At 53.3% G+C, this 24,189-nt stretch carries 22 protein-coding genes; 11 read left to right on the forward strand and 11 right to left on the reverse strand.

The window, feature by feature from the left end:
• Nucleotides 1–4 precede the first annotated feature (4 nt).
• Nucleotides 5–754 (reverse strand): MipA/OmpV family protein, encoded by a 750-nt coding sequence (locus tag AAF463_RS10445; protein ID WP_110866275.1) that lies wholly within the window; start codon nucleotides 752–754, stop codon nucleotides 5–7.
• Nucleotides 755–1,162: 408 nt separating this feature from the next.
• On the opposite strand from AAF463_RS10445, the gene yeaG reads away from it, so the two are divergent.
• From yeaG to AAF463_RS10475, 6 genes are all read left to right on the forward strand, one after another.
• Nucleotides 1,163–3,097, forward strand: coding sequence for a protein kinase YeaG (gene yeaG / locus AAF463_RS10450; protein WP_008110364.1), 1,935 nt, complete (start codon nucleotides 1,163–1,165; stop codon nucleotides 3,095–3,097).
• A gap of 91 nt (nucleotides 3,098–3,188) precedes the next feature.
• Nucleotides 3,189–4,466, forward strand: coding sequence for a YeaH/YhbH family protein (locus AAF463_RS10455; RefSeq protein WP_101764212.1), 1,278 nt, complete (start codon nucleotides 3,189–3,191; stop codon nucleotides 4,464–4,466).
• Between the two features lie 230 nt (nucleotides 4,467–4,696).
• Nucleotides 4,697–6,424: a potassium/proton antiporter gene (locus tag AAF463_RS10460; RefSeq protein WP_101764211.1), complete on the forward strand. Its 1,728-nt coding sequence runs from the start codon at nucleotides 4,697–4,699 to the stop codon at nucleotides 6,422–6,424.
• Between the two features lie 77 nt (nucleotides 6,425–6,501).
• On the forward strand, nucleotides 6,502–6,735 hold the full coding sequence (locus AAF463_RS10465) for a DUF1480 family protein (RefSeq protein ID WP_110866277.1): 234 nt from the start codon (nucleotides 6,502–6,504) through the stop codon (nucleotides 6,733–6,735).
• Between the two features lie 377 nt (nucleotides 6,736–7,112).
• Nucleotides 7,113–8,579, forward strand: a complete 1,467-nt coding sequence (gene wbaP, locus AAF463_RS10470) for an undecaprenyl-phosphate galactose phosphotransferase WbaP (protein ID WP_008110368.1) — start codon at nucleotides 7,113–7,115, stop codon at nucleotides 8,577–8,579.
• A 113-nt stretch (nucleotides 8,580–8,692) separates the two neighbouring features.
• On the forward strand, nucleotides 8,693–9,886 hold the full coding sequence (locus AAF463_RS10475) for a multidrug effflux MFS transporter (RefSeq protein ID WP_350260693.1): 1,194 nt from the start codon (nucleotides 8,693–8,695) through the stop codon (nucleotides 9,884–9,886).
• Here the strand turns inward: AAF463_RS10475 and dadX are convergent.
• Together dadX and AAF463_RS10485 are read right to left on the reverse strand one after the other, a co-directional pair.
• A complete protein-coding gene (gene dadX, locus AAF463_RS10480; RefSeq protein ID WP_350260694.1) occupies nucleotides 9,879–10,949 on the reverse strand; it encodes a catabolic alanine racemase DadX in 1,071 nt (356 codons plus the stop codon). The genes AAF463_RS10475 and dadX overlap by 8 nt on opposite strands.
• Nucleotides 10,950–10,970: 21 nt before the next feature.
• On the reverse strand, nucleotides 10,971–12,272 hold the full coding sequence (locus AAF463_RS10485; protein WP_350260695.1) for a D-amino acid dehydrogenase: 1,302 nt from the start codon (nucleotides 12,270–12,272) through the stop codon (nucleotides 10,971–10,973).
• Between the two features lie 493 nt (nucleotides 12,273–12,765).
• Between AAF463_RS10485 and AAF463_RS10490 the strand changes: the two genes are divergently transcribed.
• Complete coding sequence (locus AAF463_RS10490; RefSeq protein ID WP_101764205.1) at nucleotides 12,766–14,301, forward strand: SpoVR family protein; 1,536 nt, start codon at nucleotides 12,766–12,768, stop codon at nucleotides 14,299–14,301.
• 37 nt (nucleotides 14,302–14,338) lie between these two features.
• Here AAF463_RS10490 and fadR read toward each other — a convergent pair whose 3' ends face one another.
• The gene (gene fadR, locus AAF463_RS10495; RefSeq protein WP_101764204.1) at nucleotides 14,339–15,058 is read right to left on the reverse strand and encodes a fatty acid metabolism transcriptional regulator FadR; all 720 of its coding nucleotides are present in this window, start codon (nucleotides 15,056–15,058) and stop codon (nucleotides 14,339–14,341) included.
• A 320-nt stretch (nucleotides 15,059–15,378) separates the two neighbouring features.
• Between fadR and dsbB the strand changes: the two genes are divergently transcribed.
• The gene (gene dsbB / locus AAF463_RS10500) at nucleotides 15,379–15,909 is read left to right on the forward strand and encodes a disulfide bond formation protein DsbB (protein ID WP_176970022.1); all 531 of its coding nucleotides are present in this window, start codon (nucleotides 15,379–15,381) and stop codon (nucleotides 15,907–15,909) included.
• Between the two features lie 39 nt (nucleotides 15,910–15,948).
• Here dsbB and AAF463_RS10505 read toward each other — a convergent pair whose 3' ends face one another.
• From AAF463_RS10505 to AAF463_RS10515, 3 genes are all read right to left on the reverse strand, one after another.
• Nucleotides 15,949–16,395 (reverse strand): YcgN family cysteine cluster protein, encoded by a 447-nt coding sequence (locus tag AAF463_RS10505; RefSeq protein WP_008110381.1) that lies wholly within the window; start codon nucleotides 16,393–16,395, stop codon nucleotides 15,949–15,951.
• A gap of 64 nt (nucleotides 16,396–16,459) precedes the next feature.
• A complete protein-coding gene (locus AAF463_RS10510; RefSeq protein ID WP_176970023.1) occupies nucleotides 16,460–17,119 on the reverse strand; it encodes a fumarylacetoacetate hydrolase family protein in 660 nt (219 codons plus the stop codon).
• Between the two features lie 267 nt (nucleotides 17,120–17,386).
• Entirely contained in the window at nucleotides 17,387–17,662 is a 276-nt protein-coding gene (locus tag AAF463_RS10515; RefSeq protein WP_176970024.1) for a YcgL domain-containing protein, read from the reverse strand.
• A gap of 153 nt (nucleotides 17,663–17,815) precedes the next feature.
• On the opposite strand from AAF463_RS10515, the gene minC reads away from it, so the two are divergent.
• The 3 genes from minC to minE are packed head-to-tail and all read left to right on the forward strand — an operon-like array spanning nucleotide 17,816 to nucleotide 19,645.
• Nucleotides 17,816–18,526, forward strand: coding sequence for a septum site-determining protein MinC (minC, locus tag AAF463_RS10520; protein ID WP_350260696.1), 711 nt, complete (start codon nucleotides 17,816–17,818; stop codon nucleotides 18,524–18,526).
• A gap of 33 nt (nucleotides 18,527–18,559) precedes the next feature.
• The gene (gene minD, locus AAF463_RS10525) at nucleotides 18,560–19,372 is read left to right on the forward strand and encodes a septum site-determining protein MinD (protein WP_007889662.1); all 813 of its coding nucleotides are present in this window, start codon (nucleotides 18,560–18,562) and stop codon (nucleotides 19,370–19,372) included.
• 3 nt (nucleotides 19,373–19,375) lie between these two features.
• Nucleotides 19,376–19,645 (forward strand): cell division topological specificity factor MinE, encoded by a 270-nt coding sequence (gene minE, locus AAF463_RS10530; RefSeq protein ID WP_007889661.1) that lies wholly within the window; start codon nucleotides 19,376–19,378, stop codon nucleotides 19,643–19,645.
• Between the two features lie 55 nt (nucleotides 19,646–19,700).
• On the opposite strand, the gene rnd is transcribed toward minE, so the two are convergent.
• From rnd to tsaB, 4 genes are all read right to left on the reverse strand, one after another.
• Complete coding sequence (rnd, locus tag AAF463_RS10535; RefSeq protein WP_350260697.1) at nucleotides 19,701–20,822, reverse strand: ribonuclease D; 1,122 nt, start codon at nucleotides 20,820–20,822, stop codon at nucleotides 19,701–19,703.
• A gap of 98 nt (nucleotides 20,823–20,920) precedes the next feature.
• Nucleotides 20,921–22,597: a long-chain-fatty-acid--CoA ligase FadD gene (fadD, locus tag AAF463_RS10540; RefSeq protein ID WP_146001316.1), complete on the reverse strand. Its 1,677-nt coding sequence runs from the start codon at nucleotides 22,595–22,597 to the stop codon at nucleotides 20,921–20,923.
• Nucleotides 22,598–22,806: 209 nt separating this feature from the next.
• A complete protein-coding gene (locus AAF463_RS10545; protein WP_101764197.1) occupies nucleotides 22,807–23,400 on the reverse strand; it encodes a Slp family lipoprotein in 594 nt (197 codons plus the stop codon).
• A 60-nt stretch (nucleotides 23,401–23,460) separates the two neighbouring features.
• Entirely contained in the window at nucleotides 23,461–24,159 is a 699-nt protein-coding gene (gene tsaB, locus AAF463_RS10550; protein WP_350260698.1) for a tRNA (adenosine(37)-N6)-threonylcarbamoyltransferase complex dimerization subunit type 1 TsaB, read from the reverse strand.
• Between the last annotated feature and the right edge of the window lie 30 nt (nucleotides 24,160–24,189).

The following is a 24,189-nucleotide window of genomic DNA, read 5'->3' on the forward strand; positions in this document are numbered from 1 at the left end:
ATCGTCAGAAGCTGTAACTGATGCCGGTCCAGAGTGTGAACTGGCCACTCTTATCGACCATCGGGCTGTCTTTGATTTCGCTGTCGAAGCGCGTGTAACGACCAGACAAGCTGGCGTTCCAGCTTTGGCTGATTTGGTAGCTGGCATTCATCTCGACATACGGCGACCAGCTGTCGTCTGGATGATACTCAGCGATGCCGGTTCGCGCACTTTCATGGGATGAAACACCGTAGTAATAACGGTTCTGATTGGCGCTGTTCCACATGGCACCAATGCCCGGCGTCAGGCTGAATGCGCCGAAGTCAAAGCGATATAGATAGGTGAGATCCCAGATTAACCCATTGCTGTTATTGAGCACATCACCCAGCAAAGCGGTGCGCACGATACCCCAATCGGCAACGTGGCGATAGTTGGCGCCGGCCATCAGCGTCATACGGCGCTTATCCAGCGCTTTCATGTCACCCAAATCGTTGTCTTTCGGATCGTACTGCTGCGGCGATCCCAGCACCGTCAGCGACAGCTGATTCTGCGGGTCTTTCCACAGGTAATAGCCGCCTTGCAGGCTACGGAACCAGAAGTTTTCGCCTTCATAATTAATCACCGGAATCGGCAGATAGCGGTCTTGTCCGCCCCGATAAGGTGACTGCGCATAAATCACCGAAGCGCCAAGAGATAAGGGTTCTGCATGAGTGCCGAACGCCGCAAAATAACAAGGAATAGCCAGAGTAAGCGCTTTAAGTTTGAATTGGTTCACAATTTATTCAGTCCATTAATATAACAATCACACGCAGAGTCTAACCAAATTTTTGCTATCGGTTAACGTTTAATGATGCTCTCTAACCAGCATAGCGAAATATTCTCAGTGGCTTCATCGCTCTCACGGCTTAGGTTGATTGCCTCAGTGCTTATGAGACTTTGTTATTGATATATCGCTGAATAAGGAGAAAAGTGGCTGCAGGTTTTCTGAATGCCTTCTACAGTTAAATGTAAGACGAGACTTTTTTGTACGAGCAGAGTAACCATAAGAATTGTGTATCCCGATAAAAAAACGTCAGGTTGGCATAAGGGTTGCTGTACTCAATAAAGAATATCTTCCGGGAGCTGCTACAAACTTTTATTACGCTCCTTTACCTGTGCTAAAAACGAAAGGACGGGCATCGCTATGAATATATTCGATCACTATCGTCAGCGTTATGAAGCTGCCAAGGACGAAGAGTTCTCATTGCAGGAATTCCTCGCCATCTGTAAACAGGATCGCAGTGCATACGCCAACGCTGCCGAGCGACTATTAATGGCCATCGGTGAGCCGGTGATGGTTGACACTGCGCAAGAGCCTCGCCTTTCCCGAATCTTTTCCAACCGAGTTATGGGACGCTACCCGGCCTTCGAAGAGTTTTACGGTATGGAGGAAGCGATTGAGCAAATCGTCTCCTACCTGAAACACGCCGCGCAGGGTTTGGAAGAGAAGAAACAGATCCTTTACTTACTGGGCCCGGTGGGTGGCGGTAAATCCTCATTGGCCGAGCGCCTGAAAGCGCTGATGCAGCGTGTGCCGATCTATGTGCTGAGCGCCGACGGCGAGCGCAGCCCGGTAAACGATCATCCGCTCTGCCTGTTTAATCCGCAGGAAGACGCCAATATTCTGGAAAAAGAGTATGGCGTGCCGCGGCGTTATCTGGGCACCATCATGTCGCCCTGGGCGGCGAAACGCCTGCATGAGTTTGGCGGCGATATCACCCGCTTCAAAGTGGTGAAAGTGTGGCCGTCAATTCTGGAGCAGGTAGCAATTGCCAAAACAGAACCAGGCGATGAGAACAACCAGGATATCTCTGCGTTGGTCGGTAAAGTAGATATCCGCAAACTGGAAAATCACGCGCAAAACGATCCTGATGCTTACGGCTATTCAGGTGCCCTTTGCCGCGCGAATCAGGGCGTGATGGAATTCGTTGAGATGTTTAAAGCACCGATTAAAGTGCTACATCCACTGCTGACCGCCACGCAGGAAGGTAACTACAACGGTACCGAAGGGATCTCTGCCCTGCCGTTCAACGGCATCATTCTGGCGCACTCCAACGAATCAGAATGGGTCACCTTCCGTAATAACAAAAACAATGAGGCATTCCTTGACCGTGTTTACATCGTCAAAGTGCCTTACTGCCTACGCGTTTCCGAAGAGATTAAGATCTATAACAAACTGTTGGATCACAGTGAGTTGACCACGGCGCCATGCGCGCCGGGCACGCTGGAAACCCTGGCCCGCTTCTCGATCCTATCGCGTTTGAAAGAGCCGGAAAACTCCAGCATCTACTCGAAAATGCGCGTTTATGATGGCGAAAGCCTGAAAGATACCGATCCAAAAGCCAAATCCTGGCAGGAGTATCACGATTACGCGGGCGTTGATGAGGGCATGAACGGCCTTTCAACCCGCTTCGCGTTTAAAATCCTTTCACGCGTATTCAACTTCGACCATGCCGAAGTAGCGGCCAACCCGGTGCATCTGTTCTACGTGCTGGAGCAGCAAATTGAGCGCGAGCAGTTCCCTCAGGATCAAGCCGAGAAGTATCTGGAGCACCTGAAAGGCTATTTGATTCCAAAATACGCCGAGTTTATCGGTAAAGAGATTCAGACCGCGTATCTGGAGTCCTACTCTGAATACGGTCAAAACATCTTTGATCGCTACGTCACCTACGCTGATTTCTGGATTCAGGATCAAGAGTACCGCGATCCTGACACCGGACAGCTGTTTGACCGCGAATCGCTGAACGCCGAGCTGGAAAAGATCGAGAAACCTGCCGGGATCAGTAACCCGAAAGATTTCCGTAACGAGATTGTCAACTTTGTGCTGCGTGCCCGTGCGCAGAATAGCGGACGCAATCCGAACTGGACCAGCTACGAAAAACTGCGCACGGTCATCGAGAAGAAAATGTTCTCGAACACCGAAGAATTGCTACCGGTGATTTCGTTCAATACCAAAACCTCAACGGACGAGCAGAAAAAACACGATGATTTTGTCGATCGCATGATGGAAAAAGGCTATACCCGCAAGCAAGTACGCCTGCTGTGCGAGTGGTATCTGCGCGTGCGTAAATCTTCATAATCGTTATCTGTGAGCGTCGCGGCGCTACGGTGCTGCAACAGGAGGCCGGGTTTTCCCGGCCTAAGCTTGCAATGCAGTTTGGGGGATTTTTATGGCCTATTTTATCGATCGGCGTCTCAACGGTAAGAACAAAAGCGCCGTCAATCGGCAGCGCTTTCTGCGCCGTTATAAGTCGCAAATCAAGCAATCGATCTCCGAGGCCATCAACAAGCGTTCGGTCACCGATGTCGAGAGCGGCGAATCGGTCTCGATTCCAATTGACGATATTAATGAACCGAGCTTCCATCAGGGCCGCGGCGGCAGTCGCCATCGCGTGCATCCTGGGAATGACCATTTCGTGCAAAACGATCGCATTGAACGTCCACAAGGTGGCGGCGGCAGCGGCGGTAGCGGCCAGGGCAACGCCAGTCAGGATGGTGAAGGCCAGGACGAATTCAGCTTCCAGATATCTAAAGATGAATATCTCGATCTTCTGTTCGAAGATTTGGCGTTGCCGAACCTGCGCAAGAATCAGCATCGGCAGTTAAACGAGTACAAAACCCATCGCGCGGGCTACACCTCAAACGGTACGCCGGCTAACATCAGCGTGGTGCGCTCGCTGCAGAACTCGCTAGCACGTCGTACGGCGATGACGGCGGGTAAACGCCGCATGTTAAACGAACTGGAAGCTACGCTAGCCGAAGTGGAAACCAGCGAACCGGCGCAGTTACTGGAAGAGGAGCGTTTACGTAAAGAGATCGCTGAGTTGCGCGCGCGCATCGACCGCGTGCCCTTTATCGATACCTTTGACCTGCGCTACAAAAACTTCGAGAAGCGACCAGAACCTTCCAGCCAGGCCGTGATGTTCTGCCTGATGGACGTGTCAGGTTCGATGGATCAAGCCACCAAAGATATGGCGAAGCGTTTCTACATTCTGCTGTATCTGTTCCTGAGCCGTACCTATAAGAACGTCGACGTGGTGTACATTCGCCATCACACTCAAGCCAAAGAGGTCGACGAACAGGAGTTCTTCTACTCACAGGAAACGGGCGGCACCATTGTTTCCAGTGCACTGAAGTTGATGGATGAAGTAGTTAAAGAGCGTTATGACCCGTCACAGTGGAACATCTATGCTGCGCAAGCGTCGGATGGTGATAACTGGGCCGATGATTCACCGCTCTGCCACGAGATCTTAGCCAAACATATTCTGCCGGTTGTGCGTTATTACAGCTATATCGAGATCACGCGTCGCGCGCACCAGACCTTATGGCGCGAGTATGAACATCTGCAGGCAATGTTTGATAACTTCGCAATCCAACATATTCGCGAGCCAGAAGACATCTATCCGGTATTTAGAGAACTTTTCCACAAACAGGCTGCAGAAGCCTGATTTTATAAGCCGGTCACTGACCGGCTTTTTCTTTGCAGCAGCCCGACTCACTTCGCGCCATTTCCTGTTGTTTTTTCATACAAATTTAGCTGTGTATGGGATGCGGCCCCACAGAATGAAAAAATGTGCAATTAAGCGCTGACAAGCTATTGATAAGGCATTATCTTTCCACCTTGTCTGTGTGAATCGCCCGCAGTTTGTCTTTTTTGCCCCACCGCAGGAGAACGCCGTTGAATACCAGCATGATTTACAGTTTGTTCATTATTGGGTCCGTGCTGGTAGCAGCAAGTATTTTGCTCAGTTCCTTTTCATCACGCCTTGGCATTCCGATTCTGGTGATCTTCCTTGCTCTCGGCATGTTGGCCGGGATTGATGGTATCGGTGGCATCGCTTTTGATAACTATCCCGTCGCCTATCTGGTCTCCAACCTCGCTTTAGCCATCATCTTGCTTGATGGCGGGATGCGCACCAAAGCATCTTCGCTAAAGGTGGCGCTCGGCCCGGCATTATCGCTGGCGACGGTTGGCGTGATGATCACTGCAGGGTTAACCGGCGTTGCCGCTGCCTGGCTGTTTAAGCTCGATCTGATGCAGGGCTTTCTGATTGGCGCGATTATCGGTTCTACCGATGCCGCCGCCGTATTTTCGCTGCTGGGTGATAAAGGCCTCAATGAACGTGTCAGCTCCACGCTGGAGATTGAATCCGGCAGCAACGATCCGATGGCGGTGTTTCTCACCATCACGCTGATCGACATGATTCAGCAAGGCCAGTCCGGCCTGAGCTGGATGTTTGTGGTGCATCTGGTGCAGCAGTTTGGTCTTGGCATCGTATTAGGCCTTGGCGGCGGCTGGGCGCTGCAGCAGCTGATCAACCGTATCAATCTGGCGCAGGGTTTATATCCGCTGCTGGCGGTGAGTGGCGGCATCATCGTGTTTGCGTTAACCACCGTGATGGAAGGCAGCGGCATTCTGGCGGTGTATCTGTGCGGCTTCCTGCTGGGCAACAGCCCGATTCGCAACCGCCACGGTATTTTGCAAACCTTTGACGGCATGGCATGGCTGAGCCAAATCGGCATGTTCATTGTGCTGGGCTTGCTGGTGACACCCTCCGATTTGTGGCACATCGCGGTGCCGGCGATGATTCTGTCGCTGTGGTTGATTCTGGTGGCGCGCCCGCTGTCGATTTTGGTTGGTCTGTTACCGTTCAAAGGCTTCACCGGACGCGAACGTATCTTCATCAGTTGGGTAGGTTTACGTGGCGCAGTGCCAATCATCCTCGCCGTATTCCCAATGATGGCTGGCCTGGAGAACGCCAAGCTCTACTTCAACATCGCCTTCTTTGTGGTGCTGGTGTCGCTGATGCTGCAAGGTACCTCGCTAGGCTATGCCGCCAAGCGCGCCAAAGTGGTGGTGCCGCCCACTGCCTCGCCGATTAGCCGGGTTGGGCTGGATATTCATCCGGAGAATCCGTGGGAGCAATTCATTTATCAGCTAAGCGCCGACAAATGGTGCGTCGGCGCAGCGCTGCGTGATTTGCAGATGCCGCGCGAAACCCGCATCGCCGCCCTATTCCGCGATAACGCGTTAATGCATCCCAACGGCAATACGCGCCTGAAAGAAGGCGATGTGCTGTGTGTGATTGGCCGTGAACGTGATCTCCCCGCCTTAGGTAAAATGTTCAGCCAATCGCCGCCGGTATCGCTGGATCAGCGCTTCTTCGGCGACTTTATTCTGGATGCCGAAGCGCGCCTGCGCGACGTGGCGCAAATCTATGGGTTGGAGTTAGATGAACAGACCAACGATCAGCAGTCGCTAGGACAGCTGGTAATGAGTTTGCTCGGCAGCACGCCGGTGGTTGGCGATCAGGTGGAATGGAAGCAGTTAACCTGGACGGTGGCAGAAAAAGAAGATAACCAGATTGTGAAGGTCGGCGTGCGCGTCAGCGAAGACAAGGATTAATCCGAGGCTTTATCGCTCGTAAACTGCGTGTGAACGACTATGCTCACTATTCAACCCAGCAAATACGGGAGAATGTAATGGGACGCGTGGTGAAGATTGGTCAATATGAAATCGTTGATGCAGAGTTCAATAGTGACAATGGCGACACTGTCAGTATTCCCTGCCATACCAATCCCGGCCTGAGTGACCAACTCGACGGCTGGGATGTGGATACCAGTGTACCGGCATGGATTGATGAAGAGGCTGTCGATCTGCAAATCGGACACTATGACAAGCAGCAGGACCTGTGGGTATTAAAAAAACCCGCCTGATTGGCTGGCGCCGCCATTGATGTGAATGGCGGTCATTCCGAAAAGCTGTCTTAAAATGAAGCGTAATATGCGCGACTAATTAACCTTTAACCATACATTTCAATTAAATAGCCAATTATTTCTTTAGTCATTTATTTCCTTTTCAGACTATTTCCATATTAACTCTGTCAAATAACTCCTGCATACTCTTAAACGTTGCTGCAGCTTTTCGTGACGTGCATCACGTCTCAAACGGTCCTTTCCTTGCAGCGCTTATGGCAGCACTGACTTATATCTCGCTGAAAGAATTATTCTTTCCATTTTTCAGCGGACCACTCCTGAGCGCGTACTTGATTCTGGTCAGGCCATCTTTTACTTAAGAAAAGAGAGCAGGTTTTATGGCAAGTACTTTGATAATGAATGATGCAACCCGCTCGTGGAGCGGACTGCGCAAAAACCTCATCGCAAAAGTCGCACTTAGTTTCTCGGATTTAATTGCATTAAATCTGGCATTGTTTTTATCTGCCGCCACCGTTCAAGGTATTTGGGGCGAACTGGATACCTTTATTCCGCCCCAGCAGATTGAATACCGGTTTATTGCCCAATTTAGCCTTTCTATTCTTTGCACCGCCTGGTTCTGGGTGCGTATGCGTCACTACACTTATCGCAAGCCGTTTTGGTTTGAACTGAAAGAAGTGATTAAAACCCTGTTCGTCTTCTCTCTGCTTGATCTGGCGTTGATTGCCTTTTCAAAATGGGACTTCTCGCGCATGGTTTGGGTATTTAGCTGGACTTACGCTCTGCTGCTGCTGCCGCTGATGCGTGCCGTGGTAAAACGCGCCATCAACCGCGCAGGTCAGTGGCAGAAGGAAACCATCATCATTGGTTCCGGTAAAAATGCCATGGAAGCTTATGCGGCGCTGCAGAGCGAGGAGATCCTCGGTTATAACGTGCAGGCGTTTATCTCGCTGGATGATGACCAACAGCATGAGAAGGTTAATGGCGTTCCGGTGATCACCTGGAAAGACATCAACTGGCAAACCATGGACCGTGACAACACGCAATTTATCGTCGCCACCGAATTTGAGCAGCAAGTGGTGCGCGATAAATGGCTGAAGTTCCTGTCCAAAATGAAGTGCCGTTCAATCTCCGTGATCCCAACGCTGCGCGGCGTGCCGCTGTATGGCACCGATATGTCATTCATCTTCAGCCATGAAGTGATGATTTTGCGCGTCAGCAACAACCTGGCGAAACGCTCTTCGCGCTTCCTGAAACGCACCTTCGATATCGTGGTGGCATCCATGCTGCTGCTGTTCCTCGGACCGGTATTTGGACTGCTGTGTGCGATGGTGAAACGTGACGGCGGCAATGCGATTTATGGTCATGAACGCGTTGGGCAAGATGGCGTGAAGTTTAAGTGCCTGAAGTTCCGCTCAATGGTGACCAACTCGCAGGAAGTGCTGCAAAATTTGCTGGCGACCAGCGAGGAAGCGCGTGCCGAATGGGACCGTGATTTCAAACTGAAAAACGATCCGCGTGTGACCAAAATTGGTAACTTCCTGCGCAAAACCAGCCTTGATGAGCTGCCACAACTGTGGAACGTGATTCGTGGCGAAATGAGTCTGGTCGGTCCGCGTCCGGTGATTGAAGCAGAGCTGGAGCGTTATGCCGGTGATGTGGATTACTACCTGATGGCCAAACCGGGCATGACCGGCTTGTGGCAGGTCAGCGGACGTAACGACATTGACTACGATACGCGCGTCTACTTCGATTCCTGGTACGTGAAAAACTGGGCGTTATGGACTGACATTGCGATTCTGTTCAAAACCGCTGGCGTAGTGGTTCGTCGCGACGGCGCTTACTAATACCCTCGAGGCGATGTCTGTGCACTTCGGCAGGCATCGCTTTTATTATCCCTTTCTTTTTCCCCTAAGAGTCATTACCCTTCCGGATTGTTTAACAGGTCGTCCGGTTCGTAATGCAAAAATTCACCTTAATACTTCTTAGCCTGGTGCTGCTGGCGCCGCTTGGCATTGATCTTTACCTCCCGACATTGCCGCAAATCGCCGAAGGTCTTAACAGCCCGGTGAGCCTCATCCAAATCACGATTCCTCTGTTTTTATTGGTGATGGGCATTGGCCAATTGATTACCGGTCCGCTGGTGGATAATTTTGGTCGTAAGCCGCTCGCGTTAATTGGTCTTGCGCTTTACATCATTGGCAGCGCGATTGCCGCCACGAGCACGCTGTGGCCGGTGTTCTTTCTCGCCCGCATCATTCAGGGTTGCGCGGTGTGCTGCACGGCGGTGGTGGCCTTCAGCGGCGTGCGTGACCGTCTCAGTGGCGAGGATGCCGCACGCGCTTACGGCTTTCTCAATGGTGCGCTGAATATCGTTCCCGCGCTGGCGCCACTGCTGGGTGGGATCCTCGCCGAAGCCTACGGCTGGCGGATGCCGTTCTGGTTCCTGTGCGGCTATGCGGTGGTGATCGGCTTGATCGTCCTGCTGTGGCTGCCCGAAACGCGCCCGGCGGACACCTTACGCGTTAAAGGTTTACCGCTGACGCAGTATGCTGCCATAGCCCGTGAACCGCGCTTTCTCGCCTTTGCCTTTGCCAATGCCGGCGCGCTGGGCATGGTGCTGACCTATGTGTCTCTGGCGCCACACGTGCTGATGACCGAAGGCGGCCTGACGCCGTTGCAATTCTCTTTCGCCTTTGGCGCCAACGGGTTTTGGATCATGCTGGTTAGCGCGTTCGTAAACAAAACCATTCGCAAAGCGGGACGCCCGTTCTGCCTGGCGATGGGTTTCGCCACCATGTTGATCGGCGCAATTCTTCTGATGATGGGCACCACGCTGTTACCGGCGGCGTGGCAAAACCATTGGGCGCTCTACATGATTCCCGTGGCGGTTTCCGTTGCTGGCCTGGCGTTCACGGTCGGTCCCGCCACCAGCTACGCGCTGGAGCCGTATCAGCAGCAAGCGGGCGTGGCCTCAGCACTGCAGGGATTTATTCAGATGGCGTGTGGTGCGGGCGGCAGCATGGCAATCGTAGCATTGCCCGTTGCTGAGAAGTCGTCACTGGCATTGATGATGCTGCTGGGTGCAGCGCTGGCACTGACCGCCTGGCGCTGCAGTAAGAAAATGCACGGTCGCGTGACCGCGCTTAAATAACCTCAACCGGAACGCGTGGCGCGAGCGCGCACATCAGCTCGTAGCCCACCGTTCCGGCGGCTTTTGCCACCTCATCGATCTTCACCTGATTGCCCCACAGCTCAACCTTTGAACCGATGCCGGCCTGCGGGCAAGGTTCTAAATCGATCATCATCATGTCCATGGAGATGGCGCCCAGCGTTTGCGTGCGTATGCCATCCACGCTGACTGGCGTGCCGGTGGGCGCATGACGCGGATAACCGTCGGCGTAGCCACAGGCGACGATGCCGATACGCTGGGTGCCGCTAGCGTGATAGCGATAACCGTAACCCACGCCGTCACCGGCATTCAGCTGCTGAACGCCAATGATTTCGCTGGTGAGCGTCATCACCGGCTGCAATCCGGTGCTGGCGATATCCTGCCAGTCGCCGCTCGGTGACGCGCCATAGAGAATAATGCCGGGACGCACCCAGTCAAAATGCGCTTCAGGATGCCACAGCGTAGCCGCAGAGTTAGACAGGGAACGCGGACAATCGAGCCCTTCCGCCGCCAGTTCGACGCGCTTCATCGGCTCAACAACTCCTTGCGGATTTTCTGCATCAGCGAAGTGCGCCATCAGCGTCATTGCACCGACGTTCGGCAGAGCGCGCAGTTTTTGCCACGCCGCATGAGCCTGCTCAGGACGGAAACCAAGCCGGTTCATGCCGCTGTTGATTTTGAGGTACACATCGACCGGTGCCGACAGCTGCGCTTTTGCCAGCGCCTGAATCTGCCAGTTGCTGTGCACGCTGGTGGTGAGGCGGTAACGATCGATTAGCGCTAAATCCTCGGCATGAAAGAAACCTTCCAGCAGCAGGATCGGTTTTTTCCAGCCCTGCTCACGCAGCAGGATCGCCTCTTCCATATTCAGCAGCGCGAAACCATCGGTTTCTGCCAGGCTTTGCCACACGCGAGCCACACCGTGACCATACGCATTGGCTTTTACCACCGACCAGACGCATGATTGCGGGGCCGCCCGGCGAACAACGGCCAGATTATGACGCAGTGCCTGTTGATTGATGGTGGCACCGGTTGGACGTGACATGCTTTTACTCTCCCTGAGGTCTCAGCGCGCCGCGCTGGCGTTACGCAGTGGCGAAGAATGTGGCTCAAAACCTGGCAGGTAGCGCAGCACTGACAAATCATCTGCGGCAATCGCCGGTTTCTGACCGGAAATTAAATCAGCCAGAAGCTGACCGGAACCACAAGCCATCGTCCATCCCAGCGTACCGTGACCGGTATTGAGATAGAGATTGGAGAGCGGCGTGCGCCCGACAATCGGCGTACCGTCTGGCGTCATTGGACGCAATCCGGTCCAGAACGTGGCCTGTTCGACAAAACCGCCTTCAGGATAGAGATCGCGGACCACCATCTCCAGCGTTTCGCGTCGTGCCGGCAACAGTTTGGTGTTAAAACCAACAATTTCTGCCATGCCGCCCACGCGAATGCGATCGTCAAAGCGCGTTACCGCCACTTTGTAGGTTTCATCGAGGATGGTGGAAACCGGTGCGGCGTCGGCATTCTTGATTGGAATCGTCAGCGAATAGCCTTTCAACGGGTAAACCGGGATGGCGAGAATGTCTTTCAGCAGCGCGGTTGAATAGGAACCGAATGCCACCAGGTAAGCATCGGCTTTGATCACTTCATCGCCACACTTCACGCCATAAATGCGATTGCCCTCACGCAACAACTGATCAACCGAGGTGTTGTAGCGGAAGGTTACGCCCGCCGCCGCTGCCATCGCAGCCAGACGTTGGGTGAACAGTTGGCAGTCGCCGGTTTCGTCGTTAGGAAGACGCAAACCGCCGGTGAGTTTATGCGCCGTTGCCGCCAGCGCAGGTTCGACATTTTTGAGCTGATGCGCTTCCAGCAGCTCATAGGGCACGCCCGCATCGCGCAGCACGGCGATATCTTTGCTGGCACTTTCGAACTGTTGCTGCGTGCGGAACAGCTGCAGCGTGCCGCCCTGCCGACCTTCATAGGCAATGCCGGTGCTGGCGCGCAGCGTTTTCAGGCAGTCGCGGCTGTACTCCGCGATGCGCACCATGCGGCTTTTATTCTCTTGATAGTGCTGCATGTCGCAGTTTCGCAGCATATTCCACATCCATTCCAGCTGGAATTTGCTGCCATCGAGACGTACCGCCAGCGGCGCGTGACGCTGGAACATCCATTTGACCGCTTTCAGCGGAACGCCCGGCGCCGCCCAGGGCGCAGCATAGCCCGGTGAAATCTGTCCCGCATTACCAGCGCTGGTTTCCAGCGCGGCGGCAGGTTGACGATCGATAACCGTGACCTCATGTCCGGCCTGCGCCAGATACCATGCGCTCGCTACCCCAACCACACCACTACCAAGAATCACTACGCGCATAAGCCCCTCGTCGCAGCAAAAGAATAATTAACTATTAACCCAGCCCAACACAGCATAACCCGACCGCTATTGAAATCTTACATTCGACCGACTTATTTCACATGTTTTTTACCTGACTGCACACTGAAATCATGCAACAGCGGCAAAATCAGGATTTTTTATGCCTTAAATCCCTTAATCAGCCATTTATTATGCGGAAGGGAGCGGTTTTGACTTTTTTCAGGAGAAAGCGCCGCAGTCATACAATCCACTTATAAACAGAGCATTGTTCTGCTAAATTAATAATGGCCAACATTTGCCATCAGTATTGGCTTAACTAACGCTTTTTGAATGATTTTCTGCCAAAAGAATTCGATTGAGATTCAGTTTCGGATAGGCGACAGTGGACTATCATTGAAGTGTTCGCTCAGTTTTTTGGGCCATCTTTACTCAGGATGAGGCCTTAAACGATCGTGACAGGTAACTCCTGCCGCTTGCAAAACAGAGGTGCGCTATGACGACAATCTTTGACGAGCCAACCCGCAACAGTAAACGACTCAGTGATGGTCCCGACTGGACCTTCGAACTGCTGGATGATTATCTGGCGGAAATTGACCGCGTAGCCAAAAGTTACGGACTGGAAACCTATCCGCACCAAATTGAAGTGATCACCTCCGAGCAGATGATGGATGCCTACTCCAGCGTGGGTATGCCGATCAACTATGCGCACTGGTCGTTCGGCAAGAAATTCATCGAAACGGAACAGCGCTACAAGCATGGTCAGCAAGGCCTGGCGTATGAGATCGTCATCAACTCCAATCCGTGTATCGCCTATTTGATGGAAGAGAACACCATGACCATGCAGGCGCTGGTAATGGCGCACGCCTGTTACGGTCACAACTCTTTCTTTAAAAATAACTATCTGTTCCGCAGCTGGACCGATGCCAGTTCGATTGTGGATTACCTGCTGTTTGCGCGAAATTACATTACCGACTGCGAAGAGCGCTATGGCGTGGAGGAAGTTGAGCGGCTGCTCGATTCCTGCCATGCGTTGATGAACTACGGTGTGGATCGCTATAAGCGTCCGCAGAAAATTTCGCTGCAGGAAGAGAAGGCGCGCCAGCAGAGCCGCGAAGAGTATTTGCAGAGTCAGGTGAATACGCTGTGGCGCACCCTGCCGCGTAAAGAGAAAGAGTCGGTGCACGTTGAGGCATCGCGCTACCCTTCTGAACCGCAGGAAAACCTGCTCTATTTTATGGAAAAAAATGCGCCGCTGCTGGAATCCTGGCAACGTGAAGTGCTGCGCATTGTTCGCAAAGTTAGCCAGTATTTTTATCCGCAGAAACAGACGCAGGTGATGAACGAAGGCTGGGCCACTTTCTGGCACTACACCATCCTTAATCATCTGTATGACGAAGGCAAAGTGTCGGAACGCTTTATGATGGAGTTCCTGCACAGCCACACCAACGTGGTGTATCAGCCACCGTATAACAGCCAGTGGTATAACGGCATCAACCCGTATGCGCTGGGCTTCGCGATGTTCCAGGACATCAAACGCATCTGTCAGACACCGACCGAAGAAGATCGCTACTGGTTCCCGGATATTGCCGGTTCCGACTGGCTGAAAACCCTGCATTTCGCGATGCGTGAATTCAAGGACGAAAGCTTTATCAGCCAATTCTTGTCACCAAAAGTGATGCGTGATTTCCGCTTGTTCACGGTGATGGATGATGACCGCAACAATTTCCTCGAAATTGCAGCGATCCATGATGAAGCGGGTTACCGCGCCATTCGTCAGCAGCTGTCGGCGCAGTACAATCTGAGCAATCTGGAACCTAACATTCAGGTCTACAACGTGGATTTGCGTGGCGATCGCTCACTGACGCTGCGTTATGTGCCGCAACAGCGTGCGCCGCTCGATAAGAGCCGCAAAGAAGTGTTGAAGCATGTGCACCGTTTGTGGGGCTTTGATGTGATTCTGGAACAGCAGAATGAAGACGGCAGCGTCGAGTTGCTGGATCGTTCGCCCACGCGCGGCCCAACGTTGTAAGGCAAAAAAACCGGACTGTCGAAGTCCGGTTTTTCTTTTATCGCTTGCTGGCTAAATCGTCCGGCATGCTTTTCTGCATCTTGTGCCAAATCTCACCGCTGCGGCGTCCGTATTCACGCACGCTATCGACAATCTGCTCCTGCGAAGGATTAGCCACGCACAGGTCAGCCAGCTGGCGATAGAAGTTACGCGCCAGTTCACGCGCTTCCAGACTGGAGAAGTAGTGACGACCCACGCGGGTATACAACCCTTTCAGGCCATTCAAAATCAGACCATAAATCGGGTTACCTGATGCAAACGCCAGGCCGCGGAACACGCGATAATCCAGCTCGGTATAGGCTTCGGCTTTGTCTTCCTCGATTAGCGCATTTTCCAGCACTTCGCGCGCTTTATCAGGATGATGACGCAGCGCACGGCTGATAAAAATCGAGGAGATGTTAGTCCGCACTGACAGCAGATTATCAATCAACTGTGGGACACTATCGTGATCGAGTCGGGCCAGGGTTTCGAGGATGTTTAAACCGGAGGTTTCCCAAAAATCGTTAACGCGCGTCGGTTTACCATGCTGAATGGTCAACCAGCCATCGCGCGCCAGACGCTGCAATACTTCACGCAACGTGGTGCGGGTCACGCCAATCAGTTCAGAAAGCTCACGTTCGGCAGGTAGAATGGATCCCGGCGGAAAACGACTGTTCCAGATGCTTTCAATAATATACTCTTCAGCAAATCCCGCGGGGCTCTGCGCCTTAATCACCATAGCATTTATTTCTCGTTGCTTTCTTTATCGTAATGCGACTCATCATACCAGAGCGGCTATAGCGGAAATAGCCTGCCAACCGATTAAAAGCGCGCGCTGGCGCAAAATTCAGCCGTGAATTCAGACGAAACTACGCTGGCAAGCACACGTTTGCGCTGCGCCTGCGGCTTGCACTTATCGGATGAAGCGCATGGCCGGATCTTTTTTGGCCTCAACGCGACTTAAGTCATTTTTGTACATGATTTTTTCCCGTTACCTGGCTGGCACGGTTGCGCTTTTGGTTTACACTGCGAAACATTAACGGTTACAGGAAAAGCAATATGTTGCGATATTTGAATCAATGCTCGCGTGGACGCGGTGCCTGGCTTCTGCTGGCCCTGACGGCGTTGGCGTTTGAATTGACGGCTTTGTATTTTCAGCACGTCATGGGGCTGCAACCCTGCGTAATGTGTATTTATGAGCGTTGCGCGCTGTTTGGCGTGATGGGCGCGGGCATCGTGGGTGCGATTGCACCGAAAACCCCGCTGCGCTGGGCGGCGATCCTCATCTGGATCTATAGCGCGATTGAAGGCACACGCCTCTCTTACGATCACACCATGATTCAGCTGCATCCCAATCCGTTTGTCACCTGCGACTTTGCCGCACGTTTCCCAAGCTGGTTGCCGCTGGATAAATGGTTGCCTTCGGTGTTTGTGGCCAGCGGTGACTGCGCTGAGCGCGGCTGGACTTTCCTGACCTGGAGTATGCCGCAGTGGATGATCGTGATTTTCGGCGCTTATCTGCTGGTGGCGCTGCTGGTGTTGATTGCACAGCCGTTTAAACCGAAACGCCGTGATCTGTTCGGACGTTAAGCACAAAAAAACAGGCAGCCTTGGCTGCCTGTTTTATTTTTAACCGTTGCGATCCGGCCGATCAATTATATGCTCTTCCCAATCCCGCACCTCACTCTCCCGCACTGCAATAAAACGCACTGAAATGCGCTGCGCATGCATCGCCTTTTTAGAACCGGCGATCAGCGGATGCCAGGCCGGCAAGGTTTTGCCTTCCCCTAGCACGCGATAGGCGCAGGTACGCGGCAGCCATTCAAAGCTGGTGAGGTTTTCACGCGTCAGCTTGATGCAATTCTCTTCTAACTCAAAACGATGCTCGTAGTTACGGCATTGGCAGGTTTTGATATTCAGCTGATTGCAGGCCACATTGGTGAAGTAGATTTCGTCGGTGTCCGCATCCTGCAACTTGTTCAGGCAACATTGGCCGCAGCCGTCGCACAGGGATTCCCACTCTGCGTCGTTCATTTGGTCAAGGCGTTTAGTCTGCCAGAAAGGTTGTTCAGTCATGATGGCGGTCCGGGTTAGCAAAGAGACCGCACCTTATAAAGGTTCAGGTGCGGTGATGCAAGTTTTACAGAACGCGCGTCGAAATACCGTGACCCGCCAGCGATACTTCCAGCTTATCGCCAGAACGCATCGGGCCAACGCCTTCCGGCGTACCGGTCAGTACGACATCGCCCGCGCGCAGGGTGAAATACTGGCTCATATAGGCAATCAGCGGCAGAATTTTGTGGATCATATCGGCGGTCGTCCCGTGCTGACGCACTTCGCCGTTAACGATCAGCTTCAGTTCGGTGTTCTGTGGATCGCCGCTGAACTCGGCAACCGGAATAAAGCCTGACAGCGGACACGAGTTATCGAAACCTTTGGATTTTTCCCACGGTTGGCCCGCTTTCTTCAAACCGGCCTGCACGTCACGTAAGGTCAAATCCAGCGCGACGCCATATCCGGCAATCGCCTTCGCCACATGCTCTTCGCTCGCCTGCTTCAGCGTCGAGCCAATCAGCACCGCCAGCTCCACTTCATGATGCACTTCACCAAATTGTGCCGGGATCGACAGCGGCTGGCGTAGATCGCACACCGCGGTTTCCGGTTTGATAAACACCACCGGTTCGGTTGGCGTGGCACTTCCCATTTCCTTTATGTGCTTCGCATAGTTGCTGCCGACGCAAACCACTTTGCTGACCGGATAATCCAACAGAGCGCCCTGCCAGTTACGATGCTGATACATGCTATTCCCCTGCTTTGGTTGTATTTGCCGCCAGTGCATCTGGCGATGAAGTCTGGCTCAGTGCCGGAACGCGGCACGCTGAGGTGGAATATATTAGCGGGTTTATGGCGGCAGGCGTGGCGGAAATTGTCAAAAGTCGTTAATCGTATACAACAAAATCAGCTAAACGCCGGGATAATTGCCCGCAATAAAGGGTTAAAGCGGGCAGTTAATTAACGCAAATAGCACTGATTATTTCTACAGGATATATTTACAGAGGAATCTGAATTAATCTTTTTTACCCTGATCGAGATGAATGTTGAGCAGACTTTCAACCGGCGGTGGAATTTGCAAATAAAAGCCGTGTTCGCTTAAACCTTGCTTAACTTTATTGATATCTGCGTTAGCCAGTTTGTCACGCTTATCCAGCGACAGCACCATTGCCAGCTGGGGTTTGCCGAAGCCACGCAGCAGTTCTTCCGGTACCCGTGAGAAATCGTCTTTTTTTTCAACATACAGATAAGTCTGTTCACGTTGCGGGCTTCTGTAGATCACACAAAACATATTTTTTACTCGAATTAACCGATGGCGTCACTTGCCTGAATATAGCAGTAACTATAACATGCTTGCAGAACTTCGAATATTGACCGTTTGATGTTATTGCCGATTTTATCGGCGTACATTTAAGGGTCGTAAAACAGGACTGAGTCAGCACAGATGTCGCAAACGCCAATCGAATTCAAGGGAAGCAGTTTTACCCTGTCAGTCGTTCATCTGCATCATTCGCAACCCGAGGTGATTCGTCAGGCGCTACAGGACAAAATCGATCAGGCACCAGCCTTTTTGCTGAATGCGCCGGTGGTGCTGAATGTTTCAGCGTTAACCGGCGACATTAACTGGAAACAGATGCAACAAGCGGTGATGGCGACCGGTCTGCGTATCGTTGGTGTCAGCGGTTGCAAAGATGAAGCCCTGAAAAAAATGATTGCCCGCGCGGGGTTACCGGTTCTTTCTGAAGGTAAAGAGAGCCGCAAACAAGTCGCGGCGCCGGTCGCTGAAGCCGCGCCAGTTGTTGCGGCAGTGGTGGCGGATGCCGCCAGTAAAACCCGCATCATTAATACGCCGGTGCGTTCGGGCCAGCAAATTTATGCGCGCAATGCCGATCTCATCGTCACCAGTAGCGTCAGCGCCGGGGCCGAACTGGTCGCCGACGGTAACATCCATATTTACGGCATGATGCGCGGTCGCGCGTTAGCCGGCGTCGGCGGACAACGCGACAGCCAGATTTTTTGCACCAACCTCGCCGCAGAGTTGGTCTCTATTGCCGGAGAATATTGGATGATCGATCAAATCCCGGCGGAATTCTTTGGTAAAGCGGCGCGCCTCAGCCTGATAGAGGGCGCGCTTACCATTCAGACACTTAATTAAGCCCCTTTTCTTTCGTTAAGGAAATCAACATTTATGGCACGCATTATTGTAGTTACATCGGGTAAAGGGGGCGTTGGCAAGACCACGTCAAGCGCGGCCATCGCTACCGGGTTAGCGCAGAAAGGCAAAAAAACCGTCGTCATCGATTTCGATATCGGTCTGCGTAACCTGGATTTGATCATGGGCTGTGAACGCCGCGTGGTATATGACTTTGTAAACGTCATTCAGGGCGATGCAACGCTGAATCAAGCGCTAATTCGTGACAAGCGCACAGAGCAACTCTACATTCTGCCGGCTTCACAGACGCGCGATAAAGATGCACTGACGCGTGAAGGCGTTGAAAAAGTGCTGAACGATCTGGCGGCGATGGAGTTCGACTTTATCGTCTGTGACTCACCAGCAGGTATCGAAACCGGCGCGCTGATGGCATTGTACTTCGCCGATGAAGCCATCATCACCACCAACCCGGAAGTCTCTTCAGTACGTGACTCCGACCGTATTCTCGGCATCATCTCTTCGAAATCCCGTCGTGCAGAGAACAGCCAGGATCCGGTGAAAGAGCATCTGCTGCTGACCCGTTACAATCCTGGCCGCGTAACCCGTGGCGATATGCTGAGCATGGAAGATGTGCTGGAAATTCTGCGCATTCCTCTGGTTGGCGTCATCCCGGAAGATCAATCTGTCTTGCGCGCCTCTAACCAGGGTGAGCCGGTGATCCTCGACGCAAACGCTGACGCCGGTAAAGCCTATGCTGATACCGTAGATCGCCTGCTTGGCGAAGAACGCCCCTTCCGCTTTATCGAAGAAGAGAAGAAGGGTTTCCTTAAACGCCTGTTCGGGGGATAACCAATGGCATTACTTGATTTCTTTTTATCCCGTAAGAAGAACACAGCCAATATAGCCAAGGAAAGGCTGCAGATTATCGTAGCCGAACGCAGAAGGGGCGACAGTGAGCCCCACTATCTGCCGCAGCTGAAGCGCGATATTTTGGAAGTGATCTGTAAATACGTAAAAATTGACCCGGATATGGTGACCGTTCAGCTGGATCAGAAAGGGGATGATATCTCTATCCTCGAGCTCAACGTGACACTGCCGGAGCCGGAAGACGTTCCTAAATGATTAAAGCGGTTTCCTGATTTTCCCCTGCGGTGTTGCGCAGGGGAAAATGCTCGCGTTAAAGTGCCTGCAGAATCTCGCTGATACCCGCTTTCAGCAAATCGCCCCGCCAGCCTGTCTGTAACTCAGGTGTGCGCGACGCGTTTTTCAATCCCCAATGCACACTCAGCACCTGATTAATCTGCCGACGTGATGCCAGCAGTTCCTGGCTAAAACCACTCTCTTCACTCACCTGTTGCACCAGCGCTTTGATGGCTTTGAACGCCTGTTTGTAGTGAGGATGATCGATAAGATTGGGCAGCGGCTGCGGTAAAGTCGCTTCATCCTGCGCCTGCGCTTCAGCCACCAGCGCCACCATCGCTTTACCGTGGAAGCGGATTTCGTGGCCGTTCAGCCCTAAATGATCCAGCTCGGCAAGGCTGCCCGGCATAAAGCGCGCCACTTTCCACAGATTCTCTTCGCGCACCACGAAGTTCACCGCCATATCTTTCTGACGCGCGAGGTTTAAACGCCACGCGGCCAGACGTTGCAATGCCGCAAGCTGACGCGGACGCAGTTGCCACGCATTGGTGATGTCGCGCCAGGCTTCTTCCGGTTGCAGCACATCCAGGCGGCGCTGGCACAGCATATTGCATTCGCTTAGCGCCGCCGCCATGTTGCCAGCTTCTTCAGTTTGCGCCACCAGCTGATGGGCAATCGGCAGCAGATAGGCGACATCGGCAGCGGCATATTCACATTGACGTTCGGTCAACGGACGCGCCAGCCAATCGGTACGCGATTCGCTTTTATCCAGCTCGATCTGGTTGAAATGCGTCACCATCGAGGCAAAGCCCCACGACAACGCCTGGCCGGTAAATGCCGCCAGAATTTGCGTATCAATCATGGGATCGGGCAGGCATTTAAAGCGATGCAGGAACACTTCCAGATCTTCGCCACCGGCGTGCAGGAATTTGGTGACCTGCTTGTCCTGCAACAGCGCCACAAACGGCGTCCAGTCACTGATATTAAGCGGATCGATCAGGATCAGCTGGTCGCCATCAAACAGCTGAATCAGGCCGAGCTGCGGATAGTAGGTGCGGGTGCGCACGAATTCAGTATCCAGCGCCACGGCGGCGTGCTGGCGTGCTTTCTCGCACACGGCGGCCAGTTGGTCATTTTGGTCGATCAGGGTGTAATTCACGTTGTCTTTCTCGCTGCGGCAAACAACGCGCAGCGCTCCATGTTAAAAGCAATAAAAACGCCGGACTGTGCCGGCGTTAACCTGAGGAGAATGGCGCGTTACTGCCCTTCTCGCTTCGCCTCATCACGCAATTCGCGACGCAATATTTTGCCGACGTTGGTCTTCGGCAACTCGTCACGAAACTCGATAATCTTCGGCACTTTGTAGCCGGTGAGCTGGCGACGGCAATGATCCAGCACTTCTTCTTTCGTCAGTGAAGGATCTTTCTTCACGATGCACACTTTTACCGCTTCGCCCGACAGATCGCTGGGAACGCCAATCGCCGCGGCTTCACGCACTTTCTCGTGCTGCATCAGCACATCTTCGATCTCGTTAGGATACACGTTAAAGCCTGACACCAGAATCATGTCTTTCTTACGATCGACGATGCGAATAAAGCCTTCGCTATCAACGGTAACAATATCACCAGTATGCAGCCAGCCATTTTTCAGCACTTCATCGGTAGCGTCGGCGCGCTGCCAGTAGCCGGTCATCACCTGCGGACCGCGAATACACAGCTCGCCCGGTTCACCTGGCGCCACATCCTTGTCTTCATCATCGACGATGCGCACATCGGTGGACGGTACCGGCAAACCGATGCTGCCGGTATGACAGGTAATGTCATACGGATTCACTGACACCAGCGGCGAACACTCGGTCAGACCGTAACCTTCCAGCAGATAGTGTCCAGTGAGTTTTTCCCAGCGTTCGGCGACCGCTTTTTGCACCGCCATGCCGCCGCCGGCTGACAGGCGCAACGTAGAGAAATCGAGCTTATTGAAATTGGCATCATTCAGCAGCGCATTGAATAAGGTATTCACGCCGGTAATGGCGGTAAACGGGAACTTGCTGAGCTCTTTAACAAAGCCGGGAATATCGCGCGGATTAGTGATCAGCAGGTTGGTGCCGCCAAGGTCAAGGAACAATAGCCCGTTCACCGTCAGCGCGAAGATGTGATAGAGCGGCAGCGCGGTCACCACTTGCTCTTTGCCCGGACGCAGAAGCTTGCCGTAAGTAGCTTTAGTCTGTTCCAGATTAGCCTGCATATTGCGGTGCGTCAGCATCGCGCCTTTGGCCACGCCGGTGGTACCGCCGGTATATTGCAGGAAAGCGAGATCGTCGTTGGTCACGGTTGGGCGTTGATAGGTCATCTGTTCGCCCTGCGACAAGGCGCTGCGGAACGGGACCGCGCCCGGCAGATGGTATTTTGGCACCAGCTTTTTCACGTATTTAACGACGAAGTTCACCAGCGTGGCTTTCACTGGCGCCAGCTGATCGCCCATACGCGTTAACATCACATGTTTGATCGGCGTTTCGGCCACCACTTTTTCCAGCGTATGGGCAAAGTTCGAGACGATCACAATGGCGCTGGCGCCGCTATCAACAAGCTGATGCTTGAGTTCACGCGGCGTATAGAGCGGATTGACGTTGACCACCACCATGCCAGCGCGCAGTACGCCAAACAGCGCGACGGGATATTGCAGCAGATTGGGCATCATTAGCGCCACACGATCGCCCTGCTTCAACCCTAAACCTTGCTGCAGCCAGGCGGCAAAGGCGCGGCTTTGCTTTTCCAGCTGCCGATAGGTCATCGGCTGGCCCATATTGATGAAAGCCACCTGATCGGCGTATTGCTCTGTTGCGTGCTCGAAAAGATCGACCAGAGAAGCGTAACGATCCGCATTAATTTCCGCAGGGACATCTGCCGGATAGCGTTTGAGCCAAACCTTATTCAAAGAATCACCCCGATAATCCTGTTGCGTAGCCATCGCCGCCTCGACAATCAATGTTGTTAACAATATTTTAACTGATTGTACCAGTTTGCCTGTTTCGGCATTTTCAGGTTGCGAAGCGCATCACTAAATTTCGCGCATCGGTTGCGCGCCCAATAAAAAGGCCCGTTCGCACGCACCGCGACCGGGCCGTAAATAACACCATTAATAGCTTATTCGGTGAGGATAGTTTGTACCTGCGCCGGTTGGCCAAGGTTCATACCCCAATACGGATTGGGTCCCCAATATCCCGGACGATGGCGCGTTGGGCCATACCAGATGTAGGGATCAATCGGCTGCGGCGGCGTCATCACCTGTTGCGTCAGATGCCAGCGCTGATAGCCGCGCACATCGATCACCACAAAGTTGTAGCTGGCCTTACCAATATCGCCTTTCTCGGTGCCTTTGATGTTGCCCAGCACCGTGATGTATTGGTTATTCAAATCGACCGGATCGACAAAGCCGCGGATGTCAGCAAAGATGCGGCCAACCGAAGCTGCGCCTAAACGCGGACGCGCGCTCTCATCCAGCGGCTGGGTCGCAATTTCCACGCGCGTTAAGCCGTTGAGATTGGTGACCTTCACCACTTTCCCGCCGAAGCGTGATTCCTGACCGACAAACAGTTGCGGCGCGTTCATCACGCGCAGTAAATCTTGCTGTGGAAGCTCAGAACTTCCTTTAATTGAATCTGGCACCGAAACACAGCCGCTGAGCAGCATTGCGCAGGCTAACAGAGCGCCAGACATCCCTTTACGACTTATTGGCATAGCACTTCTCCTGTTATTTCTCTGATTAGACTGAGCACGCGAAGATAAGTTGCGCGCGGCCTAGCGTCCCGGCAACTTTTTCCATGCCACTTCATTGCGCAGATAAACCGGCTCGGCATTCTCCACCGCAACTGCTTCATCACGCTGCCAGGCGCTGAGCGCCAGCGGCAGCATATCTTCTGCTGCGGGTAACAATACCTCTGAGGCGATAAGCTGCGCGCCTGGCGAGGTGAGCAGATGCGGATAGGCTTGCCAGCCGGTGCCAACAGCCGTCCATTCGCCACCTAATGCGGCAATACGTTGCTGCGCCACGTCGGGTTTGATCACCGCTTCGTTTTCCGCGCCCTGCCATTCACCGTTTTCGTCGCGCTGATATTCAGCCCAATAGAGTTCGCCCATGCGCGCGTCGATTGCGGCCAGCACGCGCGTCGCGCCGGTCAAACGCCACGCGCCCTGCGCCATGGTCGCTAACGAGGAGACGCCAATCATCGGCAGATTCGCGCCAAGCGCCAGCCCTTGAGCAATGCCAATGCCGATACGCACACCGGTAAAACTGCCCGGTCCACGGCCAAACGCCAGCACGTCAAGCGCGGTCAGCTCCAGCTGCTGCGCCTGCAACAGCTCCTGAACCAGCGGCAGAATACGTTGGGTGTGATCGCGCGGGGCGATTTCAAAGCGGGCATCAATCTGCTGCAGATTTTGCAGCGCGGCAGAACAGGCTTCTGTCGCCGTGTCCAGGGCTAAAATTCGGGCGGACATAACAACCTCAGAGAGTCAAAATGGCGCGCA

Source organism: Pantoea sp. BJ2, assembly GCF_040255075.1.
Lineage (GTDB): Bacteria > Pseudomonadota > Gammaproteobacteria > Enterobacterales > Enterobacteriaceae > Pantoea > Pantoea leporis.

Excerpts from the sequence above, each read along its gene's own strand:
- AAF463_RS10490 (WP_101764205.1), top strand. The coding sequence starts at position 12,766 with ATGACGACAATCTTTGACGAGCCAACCCGCAACAGTAAACGACTCAGT.
- AAF463_RS10505 (WP_008110381.1), bottom strand. The coding sequence starts at position 16,395 with ATGACTGAACAACCTTTCTGGCAGACTAAACGCCTTGACCAAATGAAC.
- dadX (WP_350260694.1), bottom strand. The coding sequence starts at position 10,949 with ATGTCACGTCCAACCGGTGCCACCATCAATCAACAGGCACTGCGTCAT.
- fadR (WP_101764204.1), bottom strand. The coding sequence starts at position 15,058 with ATGGTGATTAAGGCGCAGAGCCCCGCGGGATTTGCTGAAGAGTATATT.
- minD (WP_007889662.1), top strand. The coding sequence starts at position 18,560 with ATGGCACGCATTATTGTAGTTACATCGGGTAAAGGGGGCGTTGGCAAG.
- AAF463_RS10455 (WP_101764212.1), top strand. The coding sequence starts at position 3,189 with ATGGCCTATTTTATCGATCGGCGTCTCAACGGTAAGAACAAAAGCGCC.
- AAF463_RS10545 (WP_101764197.1), bottom strand. The coding sequence starts at position 23,400 with ATGCCAATAAGTCGTAAAGGGATGTCTGGCGCTCTGTTAGCCTGCGCA.
- tsaB (WP_350260698.1), bottom strand. The coding sequence starts at position 24,159 with ATGTCCGCCCGAATTTTAGCCCTGGACACGGCGACAGAAGCCTGTTCT.
- yeaG (WP_008110364.1), top strand. The coding sequence starts at position 1,163 with ATGAATATATTCGATCACTATCGTCAGCGTTATGAAGCTGCCAAGGAC.
- dsbB (WP_176970022.1), top strand. The coding sequence starts at position 15,379 with ATGTTGCGATATTTGAATCAATGCTCGCGTGGACGCGGTGCCTGGCTT.
- AAF463_RS10485 (WP_350260695.1), bottom strand. The coding sequence starts at position 12,272 with ATGCGCGTAGTGATTCTTGGTAGTGGTGTGGTTGGGGTAGCGAGCGCA.
- wbaP (WP_008110368.1), top strand. The coding sequence starts at position 7,113 with ATGGCAAGTACTTTGATAATGAATGATGCAACCCGCTCGTGGAGCGGA.
- AAF463_RS10510 (WP_176970023.1), bottom strand. The coding sequence starts at position 17,119 with ATGTATCAGCATCGTAACTGGCAGGGCGCTCTGTTGGATTATCCGGTC.
- AAF463_RS10465 (WP_110866277.1), top strand. The coding sequence starts at position 6,502 with ATGGGACGCGTGGTGAAGATTGGTCAATATGAAATCGTTGATGCAGAG.
- AAF463_RS10515 (WP_176970024.1), bottom strand. The coding sequence starts at position 17,662 with ATGTTTTGTGTGATCTACAGAAGCCCGCAACGTGAACAGACTTATCTG.
- minC (WP_350260696.1), top strand. The coding sequence starts at position 17,816 with ATGTCGCAAACGCCAATCGAATTCAAGGGAAGCAGTTTTACCCTGTCA.
- minE (WP_007889661.1), top strand. The coding sequence starts at position 19,376 with ATGGCATTACTTGATTTCTTTTTATCCCGTAAGAAGAACACAGCCAAT.
- AAF463_RS10475 (WP_350260693.1), top strand. The coding sequence starts at position 8,693 with ATGCAAAAATTCACCTTAATACTTCTTAGCCTGGTGCTGCTGGCGCCG.